The organism is Shewanella sairae, from assembly GCF_023283535.1.
Taxonomy (GTDB): Bacteria; Pseudomonadota; Gammaproteobacteria; order Enterobacterales; family Shewanellaceae; genus Shewanella; species Shewanella sairae.
The window spans coordinates 1-26,686 of record NZ_JAKILT010000063.1; the positions used below are offsets into that span (position 1 = coordinate 1).

Below are 26,686 nucleotides of genomic sequence, written 5' to 3' on the forward strand. Positions count from 1 at the left end.
CGACAGGGGTGTAGCTCCAATTGGTAGAGCGCCGGTCTCCAAAACCGGATGTTGTGAGTTCGAATCTCCCCACCCCTGCCAAAATTCAGAAAAAGCCGAGCATTAGCTCGGCTTTTTCGTATCTGCAATTTGCCGTAATATCTTATATTAATTGGTATAAGAGTGTGCTGTAGACTGAATCTTATCAGTAGATGCAGGTTAACTCTGTAGCAACTAGCTGTTATGCTTTTACTATATCATCATCGCTGCTTTAATTGAGTTGTCATGGAAAAGAATGCTTACCTCGATGCCATGGGCATTACCCGCTGGAAAAAAGCTGTTCCTCAGGCTGATATTATGACCATACTAGTTAATCCTTTGCGCCTAAAAGAAGTTGATAGTCAATTATTTACCACGGTACTTAGTTTTATCGGTGTTGATATTGAGCATTGTCGTTTCGCAGCCCGTGCAGAGCCAGCTGCCAAGGTTATTTGGGATATGCGTGGTAAGCAGGGCGTAGAAAGCGAGGATAGGTTAATTTCGGCGCCAATTAATGAGCTAGAAACTAACGTTGAAGCTAAAAAAGCGCTGTGGGCTAATATGCAGGCTTATATGCTTAGAAAGGGTAGTTAATGTCACTTGTATTGCTCGATGATAACATGTCTTTGCAAATGGCTGCTGTTGCTGCGAGAGCGCACACTCACCCAATGAGTGAGGCAACTATTAGAAGCTGTTTTGGTCACCTATACACTAGCTTTGGCGTAATTGAGAATGACACGCTTTGTGGCTTCGCGATTTTGCATCAAATATTTGAAGATGCGACCTTGATGGATATTTGCGTTGATCCTGCTTGTCAGGGAAAAGGACTTGGTAAAGTCTTGTTAAGCAGAGTTATCGCAGCGGCCACAGCTAAAGGTGCTGAGGTATTACTGTTAGAGGTGAGGCAATCTGGTACCACTGCTAGGGCTTTATATGCGGCGTTAGGCTTTGAAACAACAGGTGTACGTAAAGGCTATTATAAGACCGACACTGGCAGCGAAGATGCGATATTGATGCAGTTACCACTCTAAATTGTCAACCGGCGGGTTGATTGAGAAGCTGATATAAAAATAGCGCCAAAGGGCGCTATTTTTGTTTTAAATGTTCAATGCTGGTTACTTAACTTCTTTACCTTGTGCTTGAAGATCTGCATGGTAGCTAGAACGAACTAATGGACCACAAGCTGCATGGGTAAAGCCGATGCTTTCAGCGAGTTCTTTTAGTTCATCAAACTCAGCTGGCGATACATAACGCTCAACAGGTAAGTGGAACTTAGACGGCTGTAGGTACTGACCTAAAGTAAGCATTTCAACATTATGAGCACGTAAGTCACGAAGTACTTGTGCAATCTCTTCATTGCTTTCGCCTAGACCCATCATCAAACCAGATTTGGTTGGAATATTTGGGTGGCGGTCTTTAAATTTCTTCAATAGATCAAGTGACCATTGATAATTAGCACCAGGACGCGCCTTGCGGTAATGCATTGGCGCAGTCTCTAGATTGTGATTAAACACATCAGGTGGCTCAGTCGCTAAGATTTCAAGGGCTGCATCGATACGACCGCGGAAATCAGGTACCAAAGTTTCAATCTTAATCTCTGGGTTAAGCAAACGTATTTCACGGATACAATCAGCAAAATGTTGAGCACCGCCGTCACGTAAGTCATCACGGTCAACAGATGTGATAACAACGTACTTTAGCTTCATGTCTTTAATGGTTTGCGCCAGTTTTTTAGGCTCTTTAGCATCAGGCTTTAATGGACGGCCATGGGCTACGTCACAGAATGGGCAGCGACGGGTACAAATGGCACCCAAAATCATAAATGTCGCGGTACCGTGGTTAAAACACTCAGACAGGTTAGGGCATGAAGCCTCTTCACATACTGAGTGTAAGCCATTTTTACGCAGTGCTTGCTTGATCTCAGTAATACGCTGATTTGAAGCCGGCAGCTTAACACGAAGCCAGTCAGGTTTTCTTAACATGGTGTCGCGTTCAGATGGCACCACTTTTACAGGGATGCGTGAAACCTTGTCTGCGTCTCTAAGTTTTACGCCAGGTTGTAATCTTTCAGGCCTATTCATATGACTCTGGTAATCCTTGGTGGTGAACTAGCTTTTCTAAACCGAGTTCTTGGCTGAGGGTTTCAATCAGTTGCAGACCTGCTTCTTCGACAGTTTGTGGTCCACCGAGCTGTTTGCATTGGATCATTTCCATACCAGCGTAACCACATGGGTTAATACGCTGGAATGGCGCCATATCCATATCGACATTGAGGGCCAATCCATGGAAAGAGCACCCTTTACGGATCCTAAGACCCAAGGATGCTATTTTTCGCTCATCAACATACACACCTGGGGCATCAGCTTTGGCATAAGCCTCAACCTGATAACGCGCGAGCATATTGACGATACATTGTTCAATGTGGGTGACGAGCTGACGTACACCGACTTTTAGACGCTTAATATCGAGGAGAGGGTAGACAACAAGTTGTCCTGGTCCGTGGTAAGTCACTTGACCGCCTCTATCAACCTGAATGACAGGTATATCACCTGGGTTTAGGATGTGCTCACTCTTGCCTGCTTGGCCTTGTGTAAATACTGGATTATGTTCAACAATCCAGATCTCATCTTGACTGTTTTCATCACGGTTATCAGTATAGTTTTGCATGGCGTGCCATACTGATTCGTAATCTTGCTTGCCTAAATGGCGAATATGCAAAGCGTTGTCGTACAAGGGCAACCTCTCCCCTCAAATATTTGTGCGGCCTATTATACGCGTCAAAATGATAAATGTAATCTAGATCACATTTATCAGTAATGAGTAATATTTACAGTACGCGCTTTACGCCTTCAATTGCAGCAAGTTGAGTGTAAAGCTGCTCGATATGATCTTTGCTAGTTACTGTGATACGAATGGTCACTGAATAATAAGTGCCTTTGCTCGATGCTTTAGTTGATGGCGCGTAGTCACCTGGTGCTAGGCTTTGTGCTACAGCCACAACACGGTCTTCTAATGTATCACTGGCATCACCAACAACTTTAAATGGGAATGATGCTGGGAATTCCATTAATTCATCAAATTTTGTATCTAACATTTTTTTCGCTCTCGAAGGTTTCAATAACACATAATATGGTGACGATTATACCTAATACCAAGTCAAATAAATATTTGATCCTTATTAGTATAGAGAAAGCGGGTTAATTGGTGACGATTTTTAGTTTTGTAATAACAGGTTATTTGTGGAGAGAGGTTCAAAATAAGCTAAAACTTTTTGATAATTTTGCTGAGGCTTATTGATATGAAGCGCTTAAAATGCAAAAAGCCACCTAGCGGTGGCTTTATCATCAGTTTGCTTTGATTAACTAAACCAGCCGGCAAACATCTGCTTGAAGTAATCCATTAACTGGCTGAACCAGCTGCCTTCATTCACTTCTTGAAGCGTAACAAGAGGGAACTGAGCGATATCTTTACCGTTTAACTGGAAATAGATACGGCCAACAGTTTCGCCTTTAGCAATTGGTGCTTTCAGCTCTTTGGTTAGTTCAAAGTTTGCTTGAAGATTTTTAGCTTGGCCGCGGCTGATGGTGATTGGTGTATCTGTCACTACACCTAGGTCAATTGTTTCGCGATCGCCGTACCAGATTTTTTGAGTAACGAAAGTGTCGCCAGCTGAATATGGAGTAACCGTTTCAAAGAAGCGGAAACCATAGTTAAGCAGTTTTTTACTTTCAGCTTTACGTGCCGCTTCGCTCTTAGTGCCCATTACAACTGAAATTAGGCGCATGCCATCTTTAGTTGCTGAAGTCACTAGGTTAAAGCCTGCACCAGATGTGTGGCCTGTTTTAATGCCATCAACGTTTAAGCTTTTATCCCAAAGTAGGCCATTACGGTTATATTGTTTAATACCGTTATAGGTAAACGACTTCTCTTTGTAGACTGCATATTCTTCAGGTACGTCACGAATGATCGCAGCGCCTAGAATAGCCATGTCGTAAGCGGTGGTTTTGTGATTATCAGAATCTAAACCATGGCTGTTTTCGAAGTAGCTATCTTGCATGTTTAGCTGCTTTGCCCATGAGTTCATTAAATCAACGAAGCCATCTTCAGTGCCTGCAATATGTTCTGCCATAGCAACACAAGCATCGTTACCTGATTGGATGATAATGCCTTTATTTAACTCTTCAACCGATACCGTTTTACCGACTTCAATGAACATTTTTGATGAGTCAGGGAAGTTCTTTGACCATGCATTTTTACTGATAGTCACTTCGTCACTTGGCGAGATATTACCGACTTTGATTTCATGACCGATAACATAACTTGTCATCATTTTGGTCAAGCTTGCTGGGTTTAAGCTCTCGTAAGCATTTTCTTCAGCAATGATTTGTCCGGTGTTGTAGTCCATTAGCACGTAAGCTTTGGCTGCTACAGTTGGTGCATTAGGGGTGACGACTGGGGCGGCTTGTGCTGACAATGCGGCGACAGAGCTCGCGAGCAAAAGCGTTTTCAATGGTTTGTTCAGTAAATTCATATTAATAATGCACGTCTTAATAGTTTGGTATGAAGAAAGTGTAATTCCGCGAGTATAACATTAGTCGACAATGGAATTCAGCGTTGGTTCATTAATCTTGGTTCATTCAGTCAGCAGATAACTATTTGGGTAACCTTCTTGTTTTAGGGTTTCCGTCAGTTTAGTTGCTAACTGTTGCTGGCCTATTGGGCCTAATTGTAAGCGGTACAAGTTATTGGCACTTTGTACTCGCGTTTTTACTTTATATTTTTGCTCTAAACTTTTAGCTAAGCTTTCTACCCTGGCTTTATTTGAAGAAGCTACAACTTGAATAAAGTGCAGTTCAGTGCCCTTGAGTTCGGCTAATGCTGCTGATTCAGGATTGGCAATATAGATGACTTCTAAGCTGACATTAGCTGTGCCGGTTTTTAACATGTCGAGCCGGTGTGCTGCAGCGTATGACAGATCGATCACTCGGTCTTCATGAAACGGGCCGCGGTCATTGACTCGAACAATAACGGTTTTGTCATTTTTAAGGTTGGTGACTTTTACATAGCTTGGTAGTGGCAAAGTTTTATGGGCTGCTGACATAGAATACATGTCATAGGTTTCACCATTTGAGGTTAGATGACCATGAAACTTAGCACCATACCAAGAAGCAATGCCTTTTTCGGCATAGCCTTCACCTGACGGCATGACTTTATAGCTTTTGCCTAATACCGTGTAGGTGCTTTTATTTCCACCGCGACTGTATGGCTCGTATTTAGGGTGAGCATCTTCAACCTTAGTGACATCAGGCGCAGAAGTTGGCGCCTTGTCTTGGTCAATGTCATAGCGGCTACCACTAGAGCAAGCCGCTAAAGTGGTGGTGAGCATTAAAGCGATAAGAGTGTTACTGCGCAGCATAAGCTTTCTTTAATTCCTGGCTAAACTGATAAACCGCCATGGCATAGAGAGGGCTGCGGTTATAACGAGTGATTACATAAAAGTTTTTAAGGCCTAGCCAATACTCGTCATGATCGACTTGCTCAAGCTTAACCACTAGCGCGGGCTGTGAAACATCAAGATCCATTGATTGAGCTAGTGCGATATCAGGCGATAAAATATCGGCTACCTTATAATGCAGTTTTTCACCTGACCAAATTTTTAGGGTATCAGGTAAATCTTTATTCAAGGTTAATTGTAGTGTGACGGGCTGATCTTTTTGCCAACCATGTTGATGAAAGTAATTAGCTACACTGCCGATTGCATCAGTGGTGCTATTTAATAGATCGCGGCGGCCGTCGTTATCGAAGTCGACTGCATAATGGCGGTAACTAGAAGGAATAAATTGACCAAAACCCATTGCGCCAGCGTATGAGCCTTTAAGGCTATTTAGCTCAAGTTGCTCTTCTTTGACTAACGATTGTAAGTTACCAAACTCGCTGCGAAAGAATGTTGCTCGCGGAGGATAATGAAAGCCTAAGGTATACAAGGCGTCCTTTACTGGGTAGTTGCCCATGTAGCCGCCGTAATAAGTTTCGATACCGATAATCGCAACGATGATTTGTGGATCAACATTAAACTCTTTTGAGGCTTTAGCTATAGTATCAGCATGTTCGTTCCAGAAGGCTAAGCCTTTTTCTAGACGCTTTTCGGTCAGAAATATCGGGTAATATTGGTGCCAAGGCTTAGCTTCCCAAGGCTTAGTCATCGCATCGATAACCGCTTGGTTGTACTCGGCGTTTGCAATAAAGCTTGCGGTTTCTTTAGCATCAAAGCCTTTTTCAGCTTGCGTTTGGATGAATTCGGCTTTTAGTTTTTCTACGTCGGAAGCCGTTGGCGCTGCGGTCGCAGAGCAAGAAAGAAGTGTTAGCGCTAAAGGTGCAAAAATACGTTTAAAAAGGGTCATTAACTCGCAATCCTTAGTGATGGTAAGCATTATGGTTAGGTTACTCGAATGCACCATAATGCTACCAATAAAAAATCCTAATTAGATAGCAACCGCTACCTATCGATAAAGCGTCTATGGGTATGAATGCTCATTAAAATGCCAAAACCTACCATGAGTGTCAGCATTGATGTACCACCATAACTGATTAATGGCAGCGGCACACCTACTACAGGTAACAGGCCTGAAACCATACCGATATTCACAAAAATATAAACGAAGAAGGTTAAAGTAATACTACCGGCTAATAAGCGTGCAAAACTGGTTTGTGCCCGTGAGGCAATCACTAAGCCGCGACCGATAATATAAAGGTATAGAGCCAGCAATAGTAAAGCACCGATTAAACCAAACTCCTCACCGATAACGGCAAAGATAAAGTCAGTATGACGCTCGGGTAAAAACTCCAGTTGCGATTGAGTACCTTGCAGCCAGCCTTTACCAAATAGTCCGCCTGAACCAATGGCTATCTTAGATTGAATAATATGGTAGCCCGCACCGAGAGGATCTTTTTCAGGGTCGAGCAAGGTGAGTACGCGCGTGCGCTGGTAATCATGCATTAAGAAAAACCACAGCACGGGTAACATGGCAAGCACGCTACCAATAAAACTCCCCACAATACGCCAGCTCATTCCTGACAAGAACAGCACAAAAATGCCAGACGCTGCAACGAGGATTGAGGTGCCTAAATCAGGTTGTTTGGCGATTAAGATAGTTGGCACCAGTAATATCACCCCTGCGCCCGCAAGGTAACGCTTTTTCGGTGGTAGTGGGAACTTACTGATGTACCACGCCATCGTAATAGGGAAGGCGAGCTTCATTAACTCTGATGGCTGAAACTCCATAAAGCCAAGGTTTAACCAGCGCTGTGCCCCTTTGTTAATTTCACCAAAGAAGTGCACCCCAATCAGTAAGATAATACCGGTGATATAGATAGGGAATGCCCAGCGCCTAAGCACTTCAGGATTAATTTGCGCAACTGCAAACATCACCACTAGCGACAGACCCATACGAAATAATTGCCTATCCATTAGCGCTAAGTCTTCGCCGCCAGCAGAGTAGATCACCACCAGGCCAAAGGCCATCAATGCCAAAAGACCAAGCAGCAGTGGCAAGTCTATGTGGAGTCGCTGCCAGATGTTTGGTCGGCTATTGTGTGCACTCATTCTGATTTATTCCATGAATCTCTTAACAAATACTCGTCAAGCAAAGCACGAGCAACCGGACCTGCGTTAACGCCACCCCAACCGGCATTCTCAAGGACTACAGCGAGAACAATCTTAGGATTTTCATAGGGGGCATAAGCGATGATTAGCGCGTTATCGCGCAGACGTTCATCGATGTTTTCTGCATCGTATTCTTCATCTTGTGCCACGCTAAATACCTGTGCGGTACCTGTTTTCATTGCCGCTGTATAACGTGCATCGGTAAAGCGAGACTTATGTGCGGTATCACGCATGGCTTCGTTAATGATGTCCCAGTTCTTTGGGTTTTTGAGTACGATTGGCGGCAGCTCATCAGGCGGCGTATCGATTTTTGCTGTTTGATCTTGAATCGACTTTAGAAAGTGCGGCACAAAGCGGCGACCGTTATTTGCCAAAATAGCTGTAGCATTGGCCAATTGTAGTGGCGTGGTGGTCCAATATCCTTGACCAATACCTACAGAAATAGTGTCACCGATATACCAAGGCTGATTGTAGCGCAGGCGCTTCCAGTCTTTGGACGGCATAATGCCTGCCGACTCTTCAAAAATATCAACGCCAGTACGCTCACCAAATCCAAATGGTTGCATAAAGTTAGCAATGGCATCGACTCCGGTTTTGTAAGCTAAGTCGTAAAAGTAGGTATCACAAGAGCTGACAATAGCGCTGTTTACATCTACCCAGCCATGGCCCCAGCGTTTCCAGTCTCGATACTTACGTTCAACGCCTGGGATCTGCCAGAACCCTGGGTCCCATATACGGGTTTTACTGGTAACGGTTTTATTTTCAAGACCCAGTAATGCCAAATGTGGCTTAACCGTCGATGCTGGCGCGTATTGCCCTTGAGTCGCACGATTGATTAACGGTTTTGATCTTGAGTTTAAAAGTTCACTATAGGCCTTGCTGCTAATGCCATGTACAAACTGGTTAGGATCGTAAGTAGGGCTTGAAACAAGCGCTAAAATACCGCCATCACGAGGGTCGATTGCCACAATAGAGCCACGACGGCCATTAAGCAGTTCCATCGCTTTTTTCTGCAATTTTAAATCTAAGGTTAGATAGATATCTTGACCTGGAGTTGGCGATTCAGACTTTAAAATACGAATGGTTCGGCCGCGGTTATTGACCTCTTCTTCTAGATGCCCCGGTTTTCCGAGCAGCATGCTTTCGTAAAACTTCTCGATGCCTTGTTTACCAATATCTTTGGTTGCAGCGTAATTTGCCCAAAGGTTATTACGTATTAAAGAGTCCTGATCGCGGCTATTAATTTTACCCACATAACCCAGCGCATGGGTCATTAAGCCGTTGTATGGATAATGGCGCTTAAGGCCTGCATCAACCGAGATCCCTGGGAATCGATGTTGGTTGACGCTGAATTCGGCAACTTGCTCTTCGGTTAGTTTGTTTTTAATTGTCAGAGGCTTAAAACGGCGATGATACTTGAGTGCATCAAGGACATTTTCTTTTTCATCGGCTGACAAATTGATAACTTGGCTTAACTCGTCTAAGGTTTTGCCCACGTTTTTGACTTTTTCGGGCACCATCTCGAGCGAGAAGAATGGCTGGTTTTCTGCGAGTAGCTGGCCGTGGCGATCATAAATGAGTCCGCGACTTGGTGCGATAGGAACCACACGAATTCGGTTGTCATTAGAGCGAGTTTCATAATCTTTATAAGAAGTGATTTGCAGGTTATATAGATTAACCAGCAATAAACTTAGCAGGATAAACACACATAAAAACGTAAACAGAGCACGACTTTTAAATAGCGACGCTTCGGCCGCATGGTCGTTCATGGTTATGCGCTTTCTTGGGGACACTTACATTCTCTCCTGCTTAAAAAAGGGTGCCAAGCACATATCCTAATCCTATTAAGGTCTGTTTAGTTTTATAGGGTGTCGATATTATTCTCTATGGTATGGATGATTATTGTTAATGCTCCAGCCACGATAAAGGCTTTCGGCAACAATCACTCGTACCAAAGGATGAGGTAGGGTTAAGGCTGATAAACACCAGCTTTGTGCAGCTGCTTGCTTGCATTCGGGCGATAAACCTTCTGGACCACCAATTAACAAGCTGACATCGCGACCATCGAGTAGCCACTTATTCATTTGCTCTGCTAATTGCGGAGTCGTAAGGTTCTTACCGGGTAAGTCAAGGCTGACAATATGATTCCCTTTAGGAATCGCTGCCAACATTAACTCGCCCTCTTTTTGAAGAATGCGAGCTATATCGGCATTTTTACCACGTTTACCGGCGGGAATTTCAATTAACTCAAGCGCCATATCGCGAGGAAAGCGGCGCTGGTATTCTTTGAAACCTGTTTCAACCCAGTCTGGCATGCGGGTTCCAACTGCGACTAACTGAATCTTCATTACTCTGGTTTTTCTGACCAAAGTTTTTCAAGCTGGTAGAAATCGCGAGTTTGATCTTGCATAACGTGCATGATCACATCACCTAGGTCAACTAAAACCCACTCGCTGCTTTCACGACCTTCAACACCTAAAATGTGTAGGCCTGCACGCTTTGCTTCAACCACAAGGTTTTCAGCGATAGCTTTAACGTGTGTTTTTGAATTACCTGTACATACAACCATAAAGTCGGCGATGTTTGATTTCTCAGAGATATCCATTACAACGATATCTTTTGCTTTAAGGTCTTCAACCTTATCGATTACAAATTGCTTTAACTCTGCGCTTTCCACGCTGGTACCCCATTAATTTTAAGACAGCGCGATAGTATAGCAGTATTTCAGATCTAGATTAATAGTTCTTACTTATAAATATCTGCGATTAAGTAGGGTTTATTGTGAATTACTTGCTGTGTCAGGTAGATAAAGCTGATTATCTTGAATGTAAGCCTGTACGGTAGTGGGAAGTGAGACTGGGATTTCGCCTTGTTGCAGTTGTTGGCGGATCGCTGTTGAGGAAATATCCTCTTCTGTTACGTTAAGCATAAATATTTTACCTACCTCTGCTGGTGAGGTAGAAGCGCCATTTTGCGGAGCTATATACATCTTTAATAAGGCATGGATAGGATCGTTATCGGTAAGCTCCCATCCTGGGCGTTTGCATACCACGATATGGCACAGACCAAATAGTTGTTGCCACTGATACCACTTATTTAGGCTTAAAAATGAGTCCATCCCCATGATGAAATAAAACTGATGCTCGGGGTACAGCTGCCTGAGCTGGCTTAGTGTTTGCACAGTATAGGATGGCGTATCACGTTTGGCTTCGATATCACACAAGACAAAGCCAGGTAACTCATTACAGACAAGCTCAGCCATCGCCAACCTATCTTGCGTAGTAACATGAGTGCCTTGTTTATGAGGTGGGATGTGGTTTGGCATAAGCCAAACCTCATCGAGTTGTAGCTGTTGCTTTATCTCTTGCGCCGGACGGATATGACCAAAGTGAATCGGATCGAATGTACCGCCTAAAATACCTATCTTCATTGGTCTAAGACGATATGAGCAAGTTTTTGATGAGCGCGTGGATCAAACAATATGCTTAAATGACTAAAGCCTGTCCAATCTTCGATACCTTGCTGTTTTAGCTTGAGCTCAATGGCAGAGGCACCTGCTAGTAAGGTTTCAATATGCTGTAGCTCAAGACGGTTAAGTGCATTTTGGTAAATGGGTTTACGTTTGTCCCATATACGCAGCTTGCTCCAAAGACTTTGCAATGATTGTCGATTATTCAATGCCGTTTTTAACTGCAGTAATACCGCGAGCTCTTTAAATAACGACCATAAGATAATTGGCATGGCTACTCCTTCACTCTTAAGTTGTGAAAGAATATGTTGTGCCTTGTCTTGTTGGTTATTGAGCATGGCATCGGTCAGCTGAAACACGCTGAAACGAGATTGATCTTCAAAGTACTGTTCTAGTTGCTCGCAACTAATGGGGTCATTTGGACTGAGTAATTGCAATAGTTGCAATGCTTGGTCAGCTGCCAATAAGTTACCTTCGTAAAGTGCAAATAGCATTTCACGGGGATCACGAGCCAATGACAAACCATAATGCTGAATTCTGCCATCTAACCAACGTTGAAATTGGCTGCCTTCTGGTGTGGTGCAAGGCACGTAAATGCCTTTAGTATCTAGACTCTTAAACCATTTACTTTTGGTTTGTTCTGCAGCCAGTTTGGGACCAGTTAAGATCAGTAATACATCTGGGTTATCCATTTGCATTAATGTTTGCAGCATGGCGCTGCCATCAGTCCCTGGCTTGGCTTGGGGAAGCGTTAACTCAATAATGCGGCGGCTTGAGAATAAACTCATTGCCTGCCACTGCTCATAAAGGTCGTTCCAACTAAAGCCAGTTTCTTGAATTAGTTGGATCCGCTCTTCAAAGCCTTGACGTCTTGCTTCATTTTGGACTGCTGCACGGCTTTGCTCACATAACCACGGGTCATCACCAAAAATGAGGCAACACTGAGGTAAGGGAGCAAGTTGACGTGCTAGCTGATCTGGGTAGACCCGCATCAATTAACCTCTGTAGAAGCCAGAGTTTGAATAATTCTGTCTGCAGCTTGAATACGCATTTCTTTTAGCAAAAGCTCCATTTCTCGGCTTTTAGCTAATGCAGTACGCGGATCATCAAGGTAATCACGGTGAATAGCCACATCAAAACGCTGAGACTCAGCTTGTGGTAGCTGCACGGCAAAGCTCACTTGATAGATAAGTTCATATTCTGCCACATTACCTGTTGGGTAAATTGACAGCGTAGAGCGATCCAGAGAGTCATTGATAATCCGTAGTGCGGGAATATCATCGTTTGCGGCAACGACAGCAATACTATTTAAACGAAGTCTTTCACGCACTAAGCGTGTTAACTCGCTGTATTCATCTTGACTGCTTAGACTCAAGGTTTGCAGCTGCTCAGGAATCGAGTAGCTGCCTTGTAATCTAAAGCCGCAACCGGCGCTGAGCAATACGCTCAGTGCCAAGGTTGCTAAAAGTATGCGTTTGATTAGCATAAGCTTTGATTTATTTTCCTTGTTTTCGAAGGATTAGTTAGCCACGATATTGAGCAATTTGCCCGGTACGTAGATAACTTTGCGAACAGTTTTGCCTTCAGTGTGTTTAACCACACCTTCTTCAGCCATGCCCGCAGCTTCAACTTCTTCTTTGCTAGCATCTGCCGCAACGGTGATCTTAGCGCGCAGTTTACCGTTCACTTGAACGATGATTAGCTTGCTGTCTTCAACCAATGCAGATTCGTCAACTTCTGGCCACAGTACGTCTTCAATTGCACCTTGGTTACCAAGCTCGTTCCACAATACAAAGCTAGTGTGCGGAATGATTGGGTAAAGCAGACGAATAACAGCGTTTAATGCTTCTTGCATTAGTGCTTTATCTTGGTCTGTTTCTGCAGGTGCTTTTTGTAGACGGTTCATCAACTCCATGATTGATGCAATCGCGGTGTTGAACATCTGACGACGCTCAATATCATCACCCACTTTAGCAATTGTCTTGTGTAATTCACGACGTAGCTCTTTTTGCGCTGCGTTTAGTGATTTTACATCAAGCTCAGCTGTTGGGCCTGTTGCAATATGGTCATGTGCTGTTTTCCACAAACGCTTAATAAAGCGGTGTGCGCCTTCAACACTTGATTCTTGCCACTCAAGCGTTAGCTCTGGCGGTGCTGCGAACATCATAAATAGACGTACAGTATCTGCGCCGTATTTATCAACCATCTCTTGCGGGTCGATACCGTTGTTTTTAGACTTGGACATCTTGCTCATGCCGGTGTAAACCAGTTCATGACCTTCGCTGTCTACCGCTTTAACGGTACGGCCTTTGTCATCAGTTTCTAGTACTGTGACATCAGATGGAGCAACCCATACGCGTGCGCCTTTCTCGTTGTTATAGTAGTAAGCATCAGCAAGTACCATACCTTGAGTTAGTAGACGTTTAGCTGGCTCGTTAGAGTTCACTAAGCCTGTATCGCGCAGTAACTTGTGGAAGAAACGGAAGTACAATAGGTGCATACAAGCATGCTCGATACCACCAATGTATTGATCGACTGGTAACCAGTAGTTCGCTTTAGCTGGATCAAGCATTTCCTCGGCATGCGGGCTACAGTAGCGTGCATAGTACCAAGATGATTCCATAAAGGTATCAAAGGTATCGGTTTCGCGGAATGCTTCTTGGCCGTCAACAGTGGTCTTAGCCCACTCTTTATCTGCTTTGATTGGGCTTTGGATACCATCCATGACCACATCTTCAGGCAAGATGACAGGTAGTTGATCTTCTGGTGTTGGCATCACAGTGCCATCAGCCAAAGTGACCATTGGAATTGGTGCACCCCAGTAACGCTGACGAGAAACACCCCAGTCGCGTAGACGGAAGTTCACTTGGCGCTTACCTTTGCCTTCTGCTGTTAGCTTGGCATCGATTGCGTCAAACGCGGCTTGGAAATCAAGGCCGTCAAACTCTGCCGAGTTAAATAGCACACCTTTTTCAGTGTAAGCTTCTTCGCTAATGTCGACTTCGCCATCTACTGGCTTAACAACTGCTTCGATGTTTAGACCGTATTTCTTTGCGAACTCGTAGTCGCGTTGATCGTGAGCTGGAACAGACATTACTGCGCCTGTACCGTAGTTCATCAGTACAAAGTTACCTACCCAGATTGGCACTTCTTTGCCGGTGATTGGGTGGATAGCATTAAGACCGGTAGCAACACCTTTCTTTTCCATTGCAGCCATAGCGGCTTCAGTAGTGTCAGCGTTTTTGCACTCTTCAATGAACTCAACAAGAGCTGGGTTATTTGCTGCCGCTTGCTCTGCTAATGGGTGAGCCGCAGCGATAGCAACATAAGTTACACCCATTACTGTGTCAGGACGAGTGGTATAGATGTCAAAGCTCTGATCGCTATCAGCAACCTGGAACGTCATCTCGATACCTTCGCTACGACCAATCCAGTTACGCTGCATGGTCTTAACTTGCTCAGGCCACTCTTCTAACGTGTCGATATCGTTTAGTAGCTCTTCGGCGTACTCAGTGATTTTGATAAACCACTGTGGGATCTCTTTTTGCTCAACTGTTGTGTCACAGCGCCAGCAGCAACCGTCGATAACCTGCTCGTTCGCCAAAACTGTTTCATCGTTTGGACACCAGTTAACTGAAGAGGTCTTCTTGTACACTAGGCCTTTTTCATAAAGCTTAGTGAAGAACCACTGTTCCCAGCGATAGTACTCTGGCGTACAAGTAGCAATTTCACGTGACCAGTCATAACCGAAACCAAGCATTTTTAGCTGGTTCTTCATGTAATCGATATTTTCGTATGTCCAAGGTGCAGGCGCGGTGCTATTTTTAATAGCTGCGTTTTCAGCAGGCAGGCCGAAAGAGTCCCAACCGATTGGTTGAAGCACGTTTTTACCTTGCAGACGTTGGTAACGAGACACAACATCGCCTATGGTGTAGTTACGTACGTGACCCATGTGCAGTCGGCCCGATGGGTACGGGAACATAGAAAGGCAATAGTACTTTTCTTTGCTTTCGTCTTCGGTAACTTCGAATGTTTTTGTGTCTTGCCAGTGCTGCTGCACTTTAGCTTCAATTTCTGAAGGAGTATATTGCTCTTGCATCAATCTATTTCCGGCCATGCCGCCCATTGTTTGATCTAGCGCTATATTAGCGCGAGTTATATCGACATAGAATAAACTAGAAGTGAGTCATTAAAAAGGTTCGTTGAAGGAGTATTTACCATGAGTGACCAAAGTAGCGCGTTACTTTCGCTTTATGAAGAATTAATTGAGCACATTAAAACCCAATATAATGATGATAACTCTTTGACTGTAAAGAGTTTGTATCTGCAGGTTCAGGCGAGTAAACAATACTTGGCAATAAAGCAGCAGGCAAAGGAAGAAGAGTTGGCTTTAGTTGAACAATTTTTAAAACGTGACATCGCCAGTTTCTTACAGGAGCAAAATGCCAGCGATTTGAGTCATAGCCCAACAGTGATTACGGTTGAGAACACTTTATGGCGCTGGTTAAGTGAAATCACTGATCGCAGTCAAGTTGAGTGGCATGAGGTAGCACAAGATTTTAAACACCATGGTTATTACGAAAGCGGCGAGATTGTTGGTCAAGGGACGATGATTTGTACCGCATGTGGTCACGAGTCGAAAGTGGCGTTTCCAGGGGTTTTATCTGACTGCACTGAATGCGATAACAACGAGTTTACTAGAGAGCCATTAGCGCCATAGGTAAAGACTCACTTACTCAACGTCGGTGAGTCTTTAAGATACTAGCGATAGCTGTCAGCTTAACAGCCGTCGCTACTTGTTGAATATTGAGGGGTGCTGCCTAGCGCTGCGGCTTGGGTGTACTTAAAGTAACAAAGATCATCGCTAACTTTGCCGTCGTGGTTATCATCATATCCAATATATAAGTCGCCGCGGCCTTGCTCTTCAGAAACAAAGATATCATCGAGCTCTAACCACTCTTCGAGATCTTCGTTATCTAGATAACCGTATATTAATCGGGTGTTAAACTCACCGTCACCATTGATATCGATGTCGGTTATTCTACCTTGTATCTGTTTGTTTAAACTAGGCATTTGCGTCTTGGAGTAAACTAACTGATTAGCGGTTTTTGCACTGGCTTCAATTTGGCCGATTACCTCAGTTTTGGCTTCTGTTGACAGCCCCATAAATCTTGGTGCTGCCGTTACCGCTAAAATGCCAAGGATAATAATCACCACGACTAATTCTATTAAAGTGAAACCTTTTTGCTTTCCAGTTAGCTGCACAACTTCTTCCTTATAATTGCAAGCGCCGCAATCATAAAGCTCAAGAGCAGAATCGGCCATTGCCCGAAAGTACTAAATACTGTGTGACCTTTCATTAGCTTAACGTTAGAGACTAATACACCAGCCTCAAATTGCGGTAGCTTGTCAGTGATATTGCCTTGCTCATCAACAACCGCAGTTACGCCGTTATTGGTGGCGCGCACTAATGGGCGACCTAACTCTACTGAGCGCATTTGCGCTATTTCCATATGCTGCAATGGACCATTCGAGGTACCGAACCAAGCGTCATTAGACACTGTCATTAACAGGTCGGTATTGTCATTCATATTGGCGCGCAGCTGCTCAGGAAAAGCGATTTCATAGCAGATAGCGGGTGATATCTGGTGGCCTACGGCATTAAGATTAGGTTGAATAAAGTCACCACGGGCAAAGGATGACATAGGTAAATTAAAGAACGGTGCCAATGGGCGCAGCAGTGACTCTAGCGGCACAAACTCACCAATAGGCAGTAGATGGTGCTTTTTAAATTCATTACTACCATTACCTAAATAATCTGCTTCAGATTGTTGTTTGTGATTGTAATTTCCAAGCACGATAAGCGAATTGTAAAAATCATTAGCGCGATGGCTAATAATGCCGGTAATAATTGCAGTGTTGTTTAAGTTTGCGGCTCTATTAGCATTATCTAGAAAGTCTTGAACCATATATTCAGGTGCTGGAATAGCCGCTTCAGGCCAAATAATAAGGTCACTATCTAGCATTTCAGGCCTAGAAAGATCCATGTACTTGAGCATGGTTGGCCATAGCGCGTCTGGCTCCCATTTCATACTTTGGGGAATGTTTCCCTGAACTAACGCGACTTTTATCGTTTCACCGTTTGGCTGCACTTGTGAGGTCATTGGTGCGATAAAAGTGAGCGCGGCTAACACTGGTAGCGCTACCGCAACACTATGCCAACGTTTGACGGCTAGTAGGGCCAGGGCGCCAGCTAACAGGGCGATAATAAAGCTTAAACCCAAAGTGCCTATCATAGAGGCTATTGGTTTTAAGGGGCCTTCAGTTTGACTGTATCCAGCCCAAAGCCATGGAAAGCCGGTGAGTACCCAGCCACGTAACCATTCTGTGATGGTCCAAAGGGCAGGGAACACTAATAAATTACGCAGTAATGATGTTGCTGGGGTGAGCTTTTGTAATAAGTAGCCAGCTAGTGCTGGGTAAAGTGCGAGATACAATGCAAGCAATGCCATTAATGCCATTGAGGCGATAAGCGGCATACCACCGTAGACATCCATGCTGACATGGACCCAGCTTATGCCAACAGAGAAGCAACCAAAGCCAAAACTAAGCCAATACTTAAAAGCTTGTCTAGGGGTTAAATCGGAACTTTGGTGAACAACAAATGCCATTGTAATGAGGTACAGTGGCCAAATGGAATAGGGGGCAAAAGAGAGCGCTGTAGTGGCGCCAGCCGCATAGGCCAGCACCATTTTCGAACGCGGATGATGGGCTAATGCCCGAAGTTTATTCAGCATACAGCCTCATCATTGGGTCGTGATAACGTTAGTCAGTAATTAAGCGACTGTCTCATCATTGCTGTGAGTGTTATCAGGGAACTTTACTCGTAGTTGGATTAAGCGACGGGTATCAGCGCTAACTACTTTAAATTCGATATCTTGGATCATGACTTTCTCGTCACGTTCTGGCAAATGCCCAAACGCATGTGAAACCATACCACCGACAGTATCAAATTCTTCGTCGCTAAATTCTGTACCGAATGCTTCGTTGAAGTCGTCAATTTCGGTGAGTGCTTTCACCATAAAGACTTGCTTACCAACTTGTTTAATCTCAGTCTCTTCTGCAGAGTCGTGATCAAACTCATCTTCGATGTCACCAACGATTTCTTCAAGAATGTCCTCAATGGTCACAAGACCAGATACTCCACCGTATTCATCGACAACAATTGCCATATGGTAACGCTGAGAACGGAATTCTTTTAGTAATACATCAACGCGCTTACTCTCAGGAACAACAACAGCAGGACGAATTACTTGGCGTAACTCAAACGGCTTTTCATTGTTTTTAAAGCCATACTGAAGCAAGTCTTTCGCAAGCAAAATGCCTTCGATATGATCTTTGTCTTCATTGACTACTGGAAAACGGGAGTGTGCCGAACCGATAACCGTAGATAAAACTTCTTCTACTGAGTCGTCAATTTGGATTGCAACAATCTGTGCGCGTGGGATCATAATATCCCGGACACGTAGATCGGAGACTTCTAAAACACCTTTAATCATTTCGCGTGTGTCTACGCTAATCACTTCACGCAGTTCTGCATCGTGAATTACGTCTACTAAGTCTTCGCGATTTTTCGGTTCGCCCTGGAACAACTGACTTACTTTATCTAACCAGCCCTTCTTGTGGGCGTTAGTACTCGGTGGGATATCGTCACTCATAGTGTTTTCCTGGCTCAGTTGAGCCAATTATTGCTCCTTGTAAGGATTTATATAACCAAGGCTTTCAATTAGTTGGGTCTCTAATGACTCCATCTCTTCAGCCTCAACATCTTCAATATGATCATACCCTAGCAGATGGAGACAACCATGTACAACAATGTGTGCCCAATGTGCGATTAGGGGTTTGTTTTGATCAATAGCTTCTTGCTCTACTACCGCGGCACATATGACTAAATCACCTAATAAAGGTAGTTCAATGCCCGGTGGTGCTTCAAAGGGAAAAGACAACACATTAGTTGGTTTGTCTTTGCCACGATAAGTACTGTTTAAAGATTGGCTTTCTTCGACTTCGACGATACGAATCGTCAACTCAGCCTCACTCATAGTATCTCTGATTGCGGTTTTTACCCAAAGTTCCAACTCAGCAGTAGAAGGAAGTGTAAAACCTTCAACTGCGATTTGAACATCAAGATCGATAATCGGCTGATTATCACTCATGGTTAGCTGTTTCCTGTAATTGGTATTGGCTATCTTTATTGCCTTTACTTGACTGTGATTTTAGCTCGAATGCTTCATAAGCTTCAACAATTCGTGCAACCACGGGGTGGCGCACAACATCTTTAGCTTGGAAGAAGTTAAAGCTGATTTCATCCACTTCGCCAAGGACTTCAATAGAATGGCGCAGACCAGACTTTTGATGCTTAGGTAAATCAATTTGGGTGATGTCGCCGGTGATCACTGCGCGTGAGTTAAAACCAATACGGGTTAAGAACATTTTCATCTGTTCAACCGTAGTGTTTTGGCTCTCATCGAGAATGATAAAGGCGTCATTTAAGGTACGACCGCGCATATAAGCAAGTGGCGCGACTTCAATAACATTACGTTCAATTAGACGTTCGACCTTTTCAAAACCCATCATCTCAAATAAAGCATCGTAAAGCGGGCGCAGATAAGGATCGACTTTTTGACTTAAGTCACCTGGTAAAAATCCAAGTTTTTCACCTGCTTCTACAGCTGGGCGAGTCAGTAATATACGGCGTACTTCTTGACGCTCTAATGCATCAACGGCTGCGGCAACGGCTAGGTAGGTTTTACCAGTACCAGCGGGCCCAATACCAAAAGTGATGTCGTGGTTAACAATATTACGCACATAATCACTTTGATTTGGATTACGCGGCTTAATGACCCCACGCTTTGTCTTAATATATAACTCACTCTCGTCGCGGGGGGCTTCCATATCTAGTGCTATGGCTTCTTGAATCGCAATGTGCACCTTATCTGGCTCCAAATCGGGAGTACTGCCTTTTAGCGGTTGAGTTTCAATATAAAGATCTTTTAATAGATTATTTGCAGTTAAGCAGTTTCGCGGAGCGCCCACAATTTGAAAATGATTGTCACGGTAGCTTATCTCAACGCCTATACGACGTTCTAGCTGTTTGATGTTGTCATCAAATGGGCCACAAAGCGACGCAAGTCTGCGGGTTTCAGCAGGCTCTAAATATAGGTTTAGCGTGGTTAACTTATTTGACAAAAAATCACTCCATTAATCTAGGTCTAGGCATACGCGAATAGTGCTAGTTTACGAGCCATACTCAATAATTGCGAATGGTATTTTTAGCAAACATTAGCGAAGAAAAAAGCGGCATCTCAGGATGCCGCCTTTAGCGTGTTTCGATTTAGTGGCTTAAGTCGTTTAAGCAGGCTTATACTGGGTGACACCTAAGTCATCATCTTGCTTGTATTTAGCCGTGATGTCAGATGGACGCAGGTTACGACGTAAATCCATTTCATTTTCACCGCGAATAAATACACCGCGCAATGAATTGGTATAAACGTCAACAATCTCAACATCAACAAACTTACCGATATGCTCGTGTAAGCCTTCAAAGTTAACCACTCGGCTGTTTTCAGTACGGCCGCGAAGCTCCATTGGGTTCTTAACCGATGGGCCTTCAACTAAAATGCGTTGTACAGTGCCAAGCATTTGGCGGCTGTAGCGCATAGCTTGCTGAGTGATGCGATCTTGCAAAATCGCTAGACGCTCTTTTTTCTCGTCTAGGCTAACGTCATCTGGCAAGTCGGCCGCAGGTGTACCTGGGCGTGCACTGTAGATAAAGCTAAAGCTGTGGTCGAACTGAATGTCTTCAATCAGCTTCATCGTATCAGCAAAGTCTTGCTTAGATTCACCAGGGAAACCAATGATAAAGTCAGAGCTGATTAGAATATCAGGGCGGGCTTTACGTAGACGACGGATAATCGACTTATACTCGATTGCCATGTGACCACGTTTCATTTGTGTCAGGATTAAATCTGAACCTGATTGCACTGGTAGGTGCAAGAAGCTAACCAATTCTGGCGTATCTTCATACACATCGATAATGTCTTGAGTAAACTCAATAGGGTGGCTGGTGGTAAAGCGTAAGCGGTCGATACCATCAATCGCAGCTACGTAACGCAACAGTTCCGCAAAGGTACAAATTTCATCATCGTGGGTAGCACCGCGGTAAGCGTTAACGTTTTGACCTAGTAGGTTGACTTCACGTACGCCTTGCTCTGCCAACTGGGCGATTTCAAGAATGATATCGTCTAGTGGACGGCTGACTTCTTCACCACGAGTGTACGGCACAACACAGAACGAGCAGTATTTACTGCAGCCTTCCATAATTGATACGAATGCACTTGGACCTTCGGCGCGAGGCTCTGGTAGGCGGTCAAACTTTTCAATTTCAGGGAAGCTAACGTCGATGACCGCTTTTTTACCGTCTTTGATCTGGTCGATCATTTCTGGCAGACGGTGCAGAGTTTGTGGACCAAAGATTAAGTCAACACACTGCGCACGCTCTTTAATTGCTTTGCCTTCTTGTGAAGCAACACAACCACCAACACCGATAATCAGTCCTGGTTTTTTATCTTTTAATGTTTTCCAGCGTCCTAGCTGATGAAACACCTTTTCCTGTGCTTTTTCACGAATAGAACAAGTGTTCAGCAGCAGTACGTCAGCCTCTTCGGCAACGTCTGTTAAGGTATAACCTTCGTATTCGTCAAGAAGATCAGCCATCTTAGAAGAGTCATACTCATTCATTTGACAGCCCCAAGTTTTAATATGGAGTTTTTTACTCATCAGTCTGTATCACTCTAGAAGCACCGAAAAAATAGCGCGACATTTTAACGCCTAAGTCAGCCTGTGGCTAGCATTTGGCCGTTAATAAAGTGATTTTATTCTGCTGACTCCAATGTCATTGTTTTTACTGTGGCTTTAGTTTGGACTATTTGCGCAGCATTATTGGCTAAATTAACCATATAGGGTTTGGCCATTTGTTCACTGGTTAGTTTGGCTTGTCGTTGAGCTTCAACTCGAACTTGCTGATTAAACGCTTGCAAGGTGTCAGTGGTATATTGGTAGATTGCGTACTCCAAAGGAGTTCGGTAAGTAACCTTTATATGTTCCATGTCATCAGAGGCTTGCTCTGCAAAGCTGGTGGTAGGAGTAATTGATGCAATCAGAAATGCTGCTAATGTTAGCGTTTTCATAAGATCCTCACTTGATGTTTGCTCGGTTTCCCTATTTGACAGCTTGAGTGTATTGCATGGTTTGCATCTTGCTTTTGTGGTTTGTAAGCAGGTGTGAAGAAAGGTCGCTTTAGACACATTTGCACACGTTCGCGACTTATTTGACATCAAACGACATACTTAACCGCGTTAAATTTACAAAGTGCTGCAGTTGATAATCTGCTCAGTATCAAATAGTCGGAATTTTCTTTTATAAAGCGATTATGCGAATGCAATTTAAGTGTAAACTCAGATGCGAAAAACAGTTTAGTTGTCAGGAGACGCAGCAAAGTGGAACAGACCGATACTCAAAGCAACTTATATGACTCGCTAATAGTTGGCGGGGGAATGGTTGGTGCCGCAACGGCAATTGGCCTGGCGCAACTCGGGCTTAAGATTGCAGTTGTCGAAGCATTTTCGCCACAAGCTTATGATAACGAGCAACCTTTGGATTTACGTGTTTCGGCTATTAGTGCTGCCTCGGAGGCTTTACTTGAGCGTCTAGGAGCCTTATCTGGCCTAGAAAACGTGCGTAAGGTAGCCTATAAAGGTTTGGAAACATGGGAAATGGATGATTGCATTACTCGTTTCCACAGTGACCAAATTGGCTGCAGTCATTTAGGGCATATCGTCGAAAACCGTCTGATCCAGCTTGCACTTTGGCAACGGATGGCGCAACTGGACAATATTGAGCTGTTTTGCCCAGCGAAAATTACTCAACTGACGCACATGCAAGCGGATGAGCAAGTCAAAGTCACACTAGATAGTGGAGAAGTACTCAATACACGGCTATTAGTTGGTGCTGATGGCGCTAACTCTATGGTGCGTCAGTGGGCTAACATTGGCATTAGTGGTTGGGATTATGCCCAGTCTGCCATGCTAATTAATATTGAAACCGCTTGCGACGAACAAGATGTGACTTGGCAGCAATTTACTCCAAATGGCCCACGTTCTTTATTACCTTTACCAGGCAACAATGCTTCATTAGTCTGGTACGATGAAGCCAATAAAATTGCCCAGTTAACTCAGTTAAACAATAAAGCGCTAGCCGCGCAGATTGATAAGCACTTTCCAACACGACTTGATCGTGATTTTACCGTTGTCAGTAAAGCGAGCTTTAAACTGACTCGTCGCCATGCACAAACCTATTACCGCAATAACTTAGTGATCCTTGGTGATGCGGCGCACACGATTAACCCGTTAGCAGGGCAGGGGGTTAATTTGGGCTTTAAAGATGTTGATGCTTTGGTCACAACGATTGCTAAACACCTAGAAGACGACAAAGGCTGGTGGCAAACGCCTGTATTGGCAGAATATCAAAAGTCCCGTTATCGCGACAATCAACTCATGATGTCAACGATGGACCTTTTCTATGCCAGCTTTAGTAATGATATTTTACCACTTAAACTTCTGCGTAATGGCGCATTAAAACTAGCTAATATTGATTCGCCGATTAAAAAGCAGGTGCTGAAATATGCGATGGGCTTTTAGTTAAGCGCGAACGGATGAAGCTAACTATTCAATAAGCCGGATCTTGGGTCCGGTTTTTTTGTGCTTAATTTTTATATGTTTTATCAGTCATTATCGTGGTGTAAATGGGGAAAACGGCGCTGAACAAAGTATTTAGATTGCGCAATATTTGCGTATAATTTGTTGGCAGGCTATTTGAATGCTAAAATGTCGCGTTTTTAATTTTGTTGTTACTTTATTTGAGCAACGACAAAACCTAATTTAGGCCAATACAGACAGGGTGCTATGAGCAATATTAAACTGATTGTCGGGCTTGCAAATCCCGGCGCGCAGTACGAACGGACTCGCCATAATGCTGGTGCGTGGTACGTTGAAGAACTCGCTAGGATCTGTGGTGCCACATTAGTATTAGATACTAAATATTTTGGCATGACGGCGCGAGTCACCTTACATGGCAAAGATGTCCGTCTGTTAATCCCGACAACCTTTATGAACTTAAGTGGTAAGTCGGTTGGCGCATTAGCGAATTTTTTTAGAATCGCGCCAGAAGAGATATTAGTTGCACACGATGAGCTTGATATGCCACCGGGTGTAGCCAAATTTAAGTTGGGTGGTGGTCACGGTGGTCATAATGGCCTTAAAGATATCATTGCAAAACTTGCTAATGATAAAGGCTTCTACCGCTTACGTATTGGCGTTGGTCATCCAGGTGATAAAAACCAGGTGAGCAACTATGTGCTAAGCAAAGCATCCCCAACCGATCAAGAACTGATGGACGCCGTAATAGATGAAGCGGTTCGTTCAACAGAGATCTTGTTCAACCAAGATATGGCAAAGGCGATGCATAGACTGCATTCTTTTAAAGCTTAAACAAGTGCTTGGAGCTTTGCTTCAAGTCATTCATTGATATAAAGGTAACAATATGGGTTTCAAATGCGGCATCGTAGGCCTGCCAAACGTTGGTAAATCAACACTTTTCAACGCACTAACTAAAGCTGGCATCGAAGCGTCAAACTTCCCGTTCTGTACTATTGAACCAAATACAGGTGTGGTTCCAGTTCCGGATTCACGTCTTGATGCTTTAGCTGAAATCGTCAAGCCTGAGCGTATACTTGCAACAACAATGGAGTTTGTTGACATTGCAGGTCTTGTTGCTGGTGCATCTAAAGGTGAAGGTCTAGGTAACAAATTCCTAGCTAACATCCGTGAGACTGATGCAATTGGTCATGTTGTGCGTTGTTTTGAAGACGACAACATTGTTCACGTTGCAAATAAAGTGGATCCTGCAAGTGATATCGAAGTCATCAACACTGAGCTTGCTCTTGCAGACCTTGATTCATGTGAACGTGCTATCACTCGTCAAGCAAAGCGTGCTAAAGGCGGCGACGCTGAAGCTAAGTTTGAAGTGGCTGTACTTGAAAAAATGCGTCCAGTTCTAGACGAAGGCAAAATGCTACGTTCAATGGACTTAAGTAAAGAAGAGCTAGCTGCAATTGGCTACTTAAACTTCCTGACTCTTAAGCCAACAATGTACATCGCTAACGTAGCTGAAGATGGTTTTGAAAATAACCCTCATCTAGATACTGTTAAAGCACTTGCTGCTGAAGAAAATGCAGTTGTTGTTGCTGTGTGTGCTGCGATTGAGTCTGAGCTTGCAGAAATGGATGCTGAAGACCGTGAAGAATTCATGGCTGATCTTGGTCTAGAAGAGCCGGGTCTTGATCGTGTTATTCGCGCCGGTTACGAGCTACTAAATCTACAAACTTACTTCACTGCAGGTGTTAAAGAAGTTCGTGCTTGGACTGTTCGTGTTGGCGCTAGCGCTCCACAAGCTGCTGGTGTCATTCACACTGACTTTGAACGCGGCTTTATTCGTGCGCAAGTTATGGCTTACGATGACTTCATTACTTATAAAGGTGAAGCTGGCGCGAAAGAAGCGGGTAAGCTTCGCGTAGAAGGTAAGACATACACAGTTAAAGACGGTGATGTCATGCACTTCCTATTTAACGTTTAAGTTTTACTAAACGTTAATAGCAAACGGCGACTAATTATAGTCGCCGTTTTTGTATCTAAAGTTTGACTACAATATATAGCTGTATTTTTATGACAGCTGTTGAAGTTGATTAGAACTGGCGCCTGTCGATTAAAAATAGTTTTGAAGTGATCATAAGCTGTTTGATTGTCGTAGATAACAATATTGATGGTTATGGCTAATTTAGGTAGAGCGTCTAACAAAGAAAGTCGCGATTGCAATTTTAAATACGATATAAAAGCACTGCTTCAGTTGTAAAAAGGTTCGCTGAGAGCGCCTATCGGCTAATAAGATTCACTAGAGTTGGTAAGTTGAAGGCGAAAAAACGCTAAAATGCTCTTAGAAAAGGCCCTTTTTTGGGTGTCTGTTGCTCAGTTTGGTGAACTTATCGCCGAACAATGCCGTTTCGGTAAATTTGCAGAAAAAAGCAGTTGACCTGATTAAGCCGAATAAGCATAATACGCCCCGTTCCCCAGACAGGGGGATGAAAAAGAAAGATGGCAATGTAGCTCAGCTGGTTAGAGCACAGCACTCATAATGCTGGGGTCGCAGGTTCAAGTCCCGCCATTGCTACCATCTTTACTCTGGATGAAAAATAGAGTCATCTTAATCTAGATGTAAAACTTGATATAGTGTTGAAGTGGTGGATGTTGATATTAGACACGCCGGATTCAAGCGCCATCTTAATCTAGATGTAAAACTTGATGCAGTGCGGGAGTGGTGGAATTGGTAGACACGCCAGATTTAGGTTCTGGTGCCGCAAGGTG

Annotated in this window: 27 protein-coding genes and 2 tRNA genes; 8 read left to right on the top strand and 21 right to left on the bottom strand. The window is 43.8% G+C overall.

Annotated elements, in window-relative coordinates:
• The first annotated feature begins 4 nt into the window (after window positions 1-4).
• The 3 genes from L2748_RS19915 to rimI all read left to right on the top strand — a co-directional run bounded on the left by L2748_RS19915 (window position 5) and on the right by rimI (window position 1,049).
• Window positions 5-81: transfer RNA gene (locus L2748_RS19915), tRNA-Trp, on the top strand.
• A 183-nt stretch (window positions 82-264) separates the two neighbouring features.
• Window positions 265-612: a DNA polymerase III subunit psi gene (locus tag L2748_RS19920; protein ID WP_246616099.1), complete on the top strand. Its 348-nt coding sequence runs from the start codon at window positions 265-267 to the stop codon at window positions 610-612.
• Window positions 612-1,049, top strand: a complete 438-nt coding sequence (rimI, locus tag L2748_RS19925) for a ribosomal protein S18-alanine N-acetyltransferase (protein ID WP_220780091.1) — start codon at window positions 612-614, stop codon at window positions 1,047-1,049. The genes L2748_RS19920 and rimI overlap by 1 nt, the downstream gene beginning before the upstream one ends.
• 84 nt (window positions 1,050-1,133) lie before the next feature.
• Here the strand turns inward: rimI and lipA are convergent, their stop codons facing one another.
• From lipA to leuS, 14 genes are all read right to left on the bottom strand, one after another.
• Window positions 1,134-2,099 carry a lipoyl synthase gene (lipA, locus tag L2748_RS19930; protein ID WP_220780090.1) on the bottom strand — a complete coding sequence of 322 codons (966 nt, stop codon included), beginning with the start codon at window positions 2,097-2,099 and terminating at the stop codon, window positions 1,134-1,136.
• Window positions 2,092-2,751, bottom strand: a complete 660-nt coding sequence (gene lipB / locus L2748_RS19935) for a lipoyl(octanoyl) transferase LipB (RefSeq protein ID WP_220780089.1) — start codon at window positions 2,749-2,751, stop codon at window positions 2,092-2,094. The genes lipA and lipB overlap by 8 nt, the downstream gene beginning before the upstream one ends.
• A gap of 94 nt (window positions 2,752-2,845) precedes the next feature.
• The gene (gene ybeD / locus L2748_RS19940; RefSeq protein ID WP_220780088.1) at window positions 2,846-3,112 is read right to left on the bottom strand and encodes a DUF493 family protein YbeD; all 267 of its coding nucleotides are present in this window, start codon (window positions 3,110-3,112) and stop codon (window positions 2,846-2,848) included.
• Window positions 3,113-3,376: 264 nt separating this feature from the next.
• Window positions 3,377-4,549, bottom strand: a complete 1,173-nt coding sequence (locus L2748_RS19945; RefSeq protein WP_220780087.1) for a serine hydrolase — start codon at window positions 4,547-4,549, stop codon at window positions 3,377-3,379.
• 102 nt (window positions 4,550-4,651) lie between these two features.
• Window positions 4,652-5,434: a septal ring lytic transglycosylase RlpA family protein gene (locus tag L2748_RS19950; RefSeq protein ID WP_220780086.1), complete on the bottom strand. Its 783-nt coding sequence runs from the start codon at window positions 5,432-5,434 to the stop codon at window positions 4,652-4,654.
• The gene (gene mltB / locus L2748_RS19955) at window positions 5,421-6,419 is read right to left on the bottom strand and encodes a lytic murein transglycosylase B (protein ID WP_220780085.1); all 999 of its coding nucleotides are present in this window, start codon (window positions 6,417-6,419) and stop codon (window positions 5,421-5,423) included. Before mltB ends, L2748_RS19950 begins: the two co-directional genes overlap by 14 nt.
• Window positions 6,420-6,514: 95 nt before the next feature.
• Window positions 6,515-7,621, bottom strand: coding sequence for a rod shape-determining protein RodA (rodA, locus tag L2748_RS19960; RefSeq protein WP_220780084.1), 1,107 nt, complete (start codon window positions 7,619-7,621; stop codon window positions 6,515-6,517).
• Window positions 7,618-9,474 (bottom strand): penicillin-binding protein 2, encoded by a 1,857-nt coding sequence (gene mrdA / locus L2748_RS19965; RefSeq protein ID WP_220780083.1) that lies wholly within the window; start codon window positions 9,472-9,474, stop codon window positions 7,618-7,620. The genes rodA and mrdA overlap by 4 nt, the downstream gene beginning before the upstream one ends.
• Before the next feature lie 84 nt (window positions 9,475-9,558).
• The gene (gene rlmH, locus L2748_RS19970) at window positions 9,559-10,029 is read right to left on the bottom strand and encodes a 23S rRNA (pseudouridine(1915)-N(3))-methyltransferase RlmH (protein ID WP_220780082.1); all 471 of its coding nucleotides are present in this window, start codon (window positions 10,027-10,029) and stop codon (window positions 9,559-9,561) included.
• Window positions 10,029-10,358 (bottom strand): ribosome silencing factor, encoded by a 330-nt coding sequence (gene rsfS / locus L2748_RS19975; protein ID WP_220780081.1) that lies wholly within the window; start codon window positions 10,356-10,358, stop codon window positions 10,029-10,031. The genes rlmH and rsfS overlap by 1 nt, the downstream gene beginning before the upstream one ends.
• A gap of 99 nt (window positions 10,359-10,457) precedes the next feature.
• The gene (gene nadD / locus L2748_RS19980) at window positions 10,458-11,111 is read right to left on the bottom strand and encodes a nicotinate-nucleotide adenylyltransferase (RefSeq protein ID WP_220780080.1); all 654 of its coding nucleotides are present in this window, start codon (window positions 11,109-11,111) and stop codon (window positions 10,458-10,460) included.
• The gene (gene holA, locus L2748_RS19985) at window positions 11,108-12,142 is read right to left on the bottom strand and encodes a DNA polymerase III subunit delta (protein ID WP_220780079.1); all 1,035 of its coding nucleotides are present in this window, start codon (window positions 12,140-12,142) and stop codon (window positions 11,108-11,110) included. The genes nadD and holA overlap by 4 nt, the downstream gene beginning before the upstream one ends.
• Window positions 12,142-12,636 (bottom strand): LPS-assembly lipoprotein LptE, encoded by a 495-nt coding sequence (locus L2748_RS19990; protein ID WP_220780078.1) that lies wholly within the window; start codon window positions 12,634-12,636, stop codon window positions 12,142-12,144. The genes holA and L2748_RS19990 overlap by 1 nt, the downstream gene beginning before the upstream one ends.
• A gap of 33 nt (window positions 12,637-12,669) precedes the next feature.
• On the bottom strand, window positions 12,670-15,249 hold the full coding sequence (leuS, locus tag L2748_RS19995; RefSeq protein ID WP_220780096.1) for a leucine--tRNA ligase: 2,580 nt from the start codon (window positions 15,247-15,249) through the stop codon (window positions 12,670-12,672).
• Window positions 15,250-15,369: 120 nt separating this feature from the next.
• On the opposite strand from leuS, the gene L2748_RS20000 reads away from it, so the two are divergent.
• The gene (locus L2748_RS20000; protein WP_220780077.1) at window positions 15,370-15,870 is read left to right on the top strand and encodes a zinc ribbon-containing protein; all 501 of its coding nucleotides are present in this window, start codon (window positions 15,370-15,372) and stop codon (window positions 15,868-15,870) included.
• 59 nt (window positions 15,871-15,929) lie between these two features.
• Here L2748_RS20000 and L2748_RS20005 read toward each other — a convergent pair whose 3' ends face one another.
• The 7 genes from L2748_RS20005 to L2748_RS20035 all read right to left on the bottom strand — a co-directional run bounded on the left by L2748_RS20005 (window position 15,930) and on the right by L2748_RS20035 (window position 22,399).
• Complete coding sequence (locus L2748_RS20005; RefSeq protein WP_246616098.1) at window positions 15,930-16,415, bottom strand: type II secretion system protein; 486 nt, start codon at window positions 16,413-16,415, stop codon at window positions 15,930-15,932.
• Window positions 16,406-17,947: an apolipoprotein N-acyltransferase gene (lnt, locus tag L2748_RS20010; protein ID WP_220780075.1), complete on the bottom strand. Its 1,542-nt coding sequence runs from the start codon at window positions 17,945-17,947 to the stop codon at window positions 16,406-16,408. The genes L2748_RS20005 and lnt overlap by 10 nt, the downstream gene beginning before the upstream one ends.
• A 39-nt stretch (window positions 17,948-17,986) precedes the next feature.
• On the bottom strand, window positions 17,987-18,868 hold the full coding sequence (gene corC, locus L2748_RS20015) for a CNNM family magnesium/cobalt transport protein CorC (RefSeq protein ID WP_220780095.1): 882 nt from the start codon (window positions 18,866-18,868) through the stop codon (window positions 17,987-17,989).
• 27 nt (window positions 18,869-18,895) lie between these two features.
• A complete protein-coding gene (gene ybeY, locus L2748_RS20020) occupies window positions 18,896-19,366 on the bottom strand; it encodes an rRNA maturation RNase YbeY (protein ID WP_220780074.1) in 471 nt (156 codons plus the stop codon).
• Window positions 19,359-20,399, bottom strand: a complete 1,041-nt coding sequence (locus L2748_RS20025; RefSeq protein WP_220780073.1) for a PhoH family protein — start codon at window positions 20,397-20,399, stop codon at window positions 19,359-19,361. Before L2748_RS20025 ends, ybeY begins: the two co-directional genes overlap by 8 nt.
• A gap of 162 nt (window positions 20,400-20,561) precedes the next feature.
• Window positions 20,562-21,989, bottom strand: coding sequence for a tRNA (N6-isopentenyl adenosine(37)-C2)-methylthiotransferase MiaB (miaB, locus tag L2748_RS20030; protein ID WP_220780072.1), 1,428 nt, complete (start codon window positions 21,987-21,989; stop codon window positions 20,562-20,564).
• Between the two features lie 95 nt (window positions 21,990-22,084).
• Window positions 22,085-22,399: a hypothetical protein gene (locus L2748_RS20035; RefSeq protein WP_220780071.1), complete on the bottom strand. Its 315-nt coding sequence runs from the start codon at window positions 22,397-22,399 to the stop codon at window positions 22,085-22,087.
• A gap of 366 nt (window positions 22,400-22,765) precedes the next feature.
• Between L2748_RS20035 and L2748_RS20040 the strand changes: the two genes are divergently transcribed.
• The 4 genes from L2748_RS20040 (at window position 22,766) to L2748_RS20055 (ending at window position 26,495) form a co-directional block, all read left to right on the top strand.
• Window positions 22,766-23,908, top strand: coding sequence for an FAD-dependent monooxygenase (locus tag L2748_RS20040; RefSeq protein ID WP_246616100.1), 1,143 nt, complete (start codon window positions 22,766-22,768; stop codon window positions 23,906-23,908).
• Window positions 23,909-24,172: 264 nt separating this feature from the next.
• Window positions 24,173-24,757, top strand: coding sequence for an aminoacyl-tRNA hydrolase (pth, locus tag L2748_RS20045; protein WP_220780069.1), 585 nt, complete (start codon window positions 24,173-24,175; stop codon window positions 24,755-24,757).
• A gap of 52 nt (window positions 24,758-24,809) precedes the next feature.
• Window positions 24,810-25,901 carry a redox-regulated ATPase YchF gene (gene ychF, locus L2748_RS20050; protein ID WP_220780068.1) on the top strand — a complete coding sequence of 364 codons (1,092 nt, stop codon included), beginning with the start codon at window positions 24,810-24,812 and terminating at the stop codon, window positions 25,899-25,901.
• 517 nt (window positions 25,902-26,418) lie between these two features.
• Window positions 26,419-26,495, top strand: a tRNA-Met gene (locus L2748_RS20055).
• Window positions 26,496-26,686: the final 191 nt, after the last annotated feature.

Excerpts from the sequence above, each read along its gene's own strand:
- L2748_RS19945 (WP_220780087.1), bottom strand. The coding sequence starts at position 4,549 with ATGAATTTACTGAACAAACCATTGAAAACGCTTTTGCTCGCGAGCTCT.
- nadD (WP_220780080.1), bottom strand. The coding sequence starts at position 11,111 with ATGAAGATAGGTATTTTAGGCGGTACATTCGATCCGATTCACTTTGGT.
- L2748_RS20040 (WP_246616100.1), top strand. The coding sequence starts at position 22,766 with ATGGTTGGTGCCGCAACGGCAATTGGCCTGGCGCAACTCGGGCTTAAG.
- corC (WP_220780095.1), bottom strand. The coding sequence starts at position 18,868 with ATGAGTGACGATATCCCACCGAGTACTAACGCCCACAAGAAGGGCTGG.
- mltB (WP_220780085.1), bottom strand. The coding sequence starts at position 6,419 with ATGACCCTTTTTAAACGTATTTTTGCACCTTTAGCGCTAACACTTCTT.
- L2748_RS19920 (WP_246616099.1), top strand. The coding sequence starts at position 265 with ATGGAAAAGAATGCTTACCTCGATGCCATGGGCATTACCCGCTGGAAA.
- pth (WP_220780069.1), top strand. The coding sequence starts at position 24,173 with ATGAGCAATATTAAACTGATTGTCGGGCTTGCAAATCCCGGCGCGCAG.
- holA (WP_220780079.1), bottom strand. The coding sequence starts at position 12,142 with ATGCGGGTCTACCCAGATCAGCTAGCACGTCAACTTGCTCCCTTACCT.
- miaB (WP_220780072.1), bottom strand. The coding sequence starts at position 21,989 with ATGAGTAAAAAACTCCATATTAAAACTTGGGGCTGTCAAATGAATGAG.
- L2748_RS19990 (WP_220780078.1), bottom strand. The coding sequence starts at position 12,636 with ATGCTAATCAAACGCATACTTTTAGCAACCTTGGCACTGAGCGTATTG.
- L2748_RS20035 (WP_220780071.1), bottom strand. The coding sequence starts at position 22,399 with ATGAAAACGCTAACATTAGCAGCATTTCTGATTGCATCAATTACTCCT.
- L2748_RS19950 (WP_220780086.1), bottom strand. The coding sequence starts at position 5,434 with ATGCTGCGCAGTAACACTCTTATCGCTTTAATGCTCACCACCACTTTA.
- rodA (WP_220780084.1), bottom strand. The coding sequence starts at position 7,621 with ATGAGTGCACACAATAGCCGACCAAACATCTGGCAGCGACTCCACATA.
- ychF (WP_220780068.1), top strand. The coding sequence starts at position 24,810 with ATGGGTTTCAAATGCGGCATCGTAGGCCTGCCAAACGTTGGTAAATCA.
- ybeD (WP_220780088.1), bottom strand. The coding sequence starts at position 3,112 with ATGTTAGATACAAAATTTGATGAATTAATGGAATTCCCAGCATCATTC.
- ybeY (WP_220780074.1), bottom strand. The coding sequence starts at position 19,366 with ATGAGTGATAATCAGCCGATTATCGATCTTGATGTTCAAATCGCAGTT.
- lipA (WP_220780090.1), bottom strand. The coding sequence starts at position 2,099 with ATGAATAGGCCTGAAAGATTACAACCTGGCGTAAAACTTAGAGACGCA.
- lnt (WP_220780075.1), bottom strand. The coding sequence starts at position 17,947 with ATGCTGAATAAACTTCGGGCATTAGCCCATCATCCGCGTTCGAAAATG.
- rlmH (WP_220780082.1), bottom strand. The coding sequence starts at position 10,029 with ATGAAGATTCAGTTAGTCGCAGTTGGAACCCGCATGCCAGACTGGGTT.
- leuS (WP_220780096.1), bottom strand. The coding sequence starts at position 15,249 with ATGCAAGAGCAATATACTCCTTCAGAAATTGAAGCTAAAGTGCAGCAG.
- rimI (WP_220780091.1), top strand. The coding sequence starts at position 612 with ATGTCACTTGTATTGCTCGATGATAACATGTCTTTGCAAATGGCTGCT.
- L2748_RS20000 (WP_220780077.1), top strand. The coding sequence starts at position 15,370 with ATGAGTGACCAAAGTAGCGCGTTACTTTCGCTTTATGAAGAATTAATT.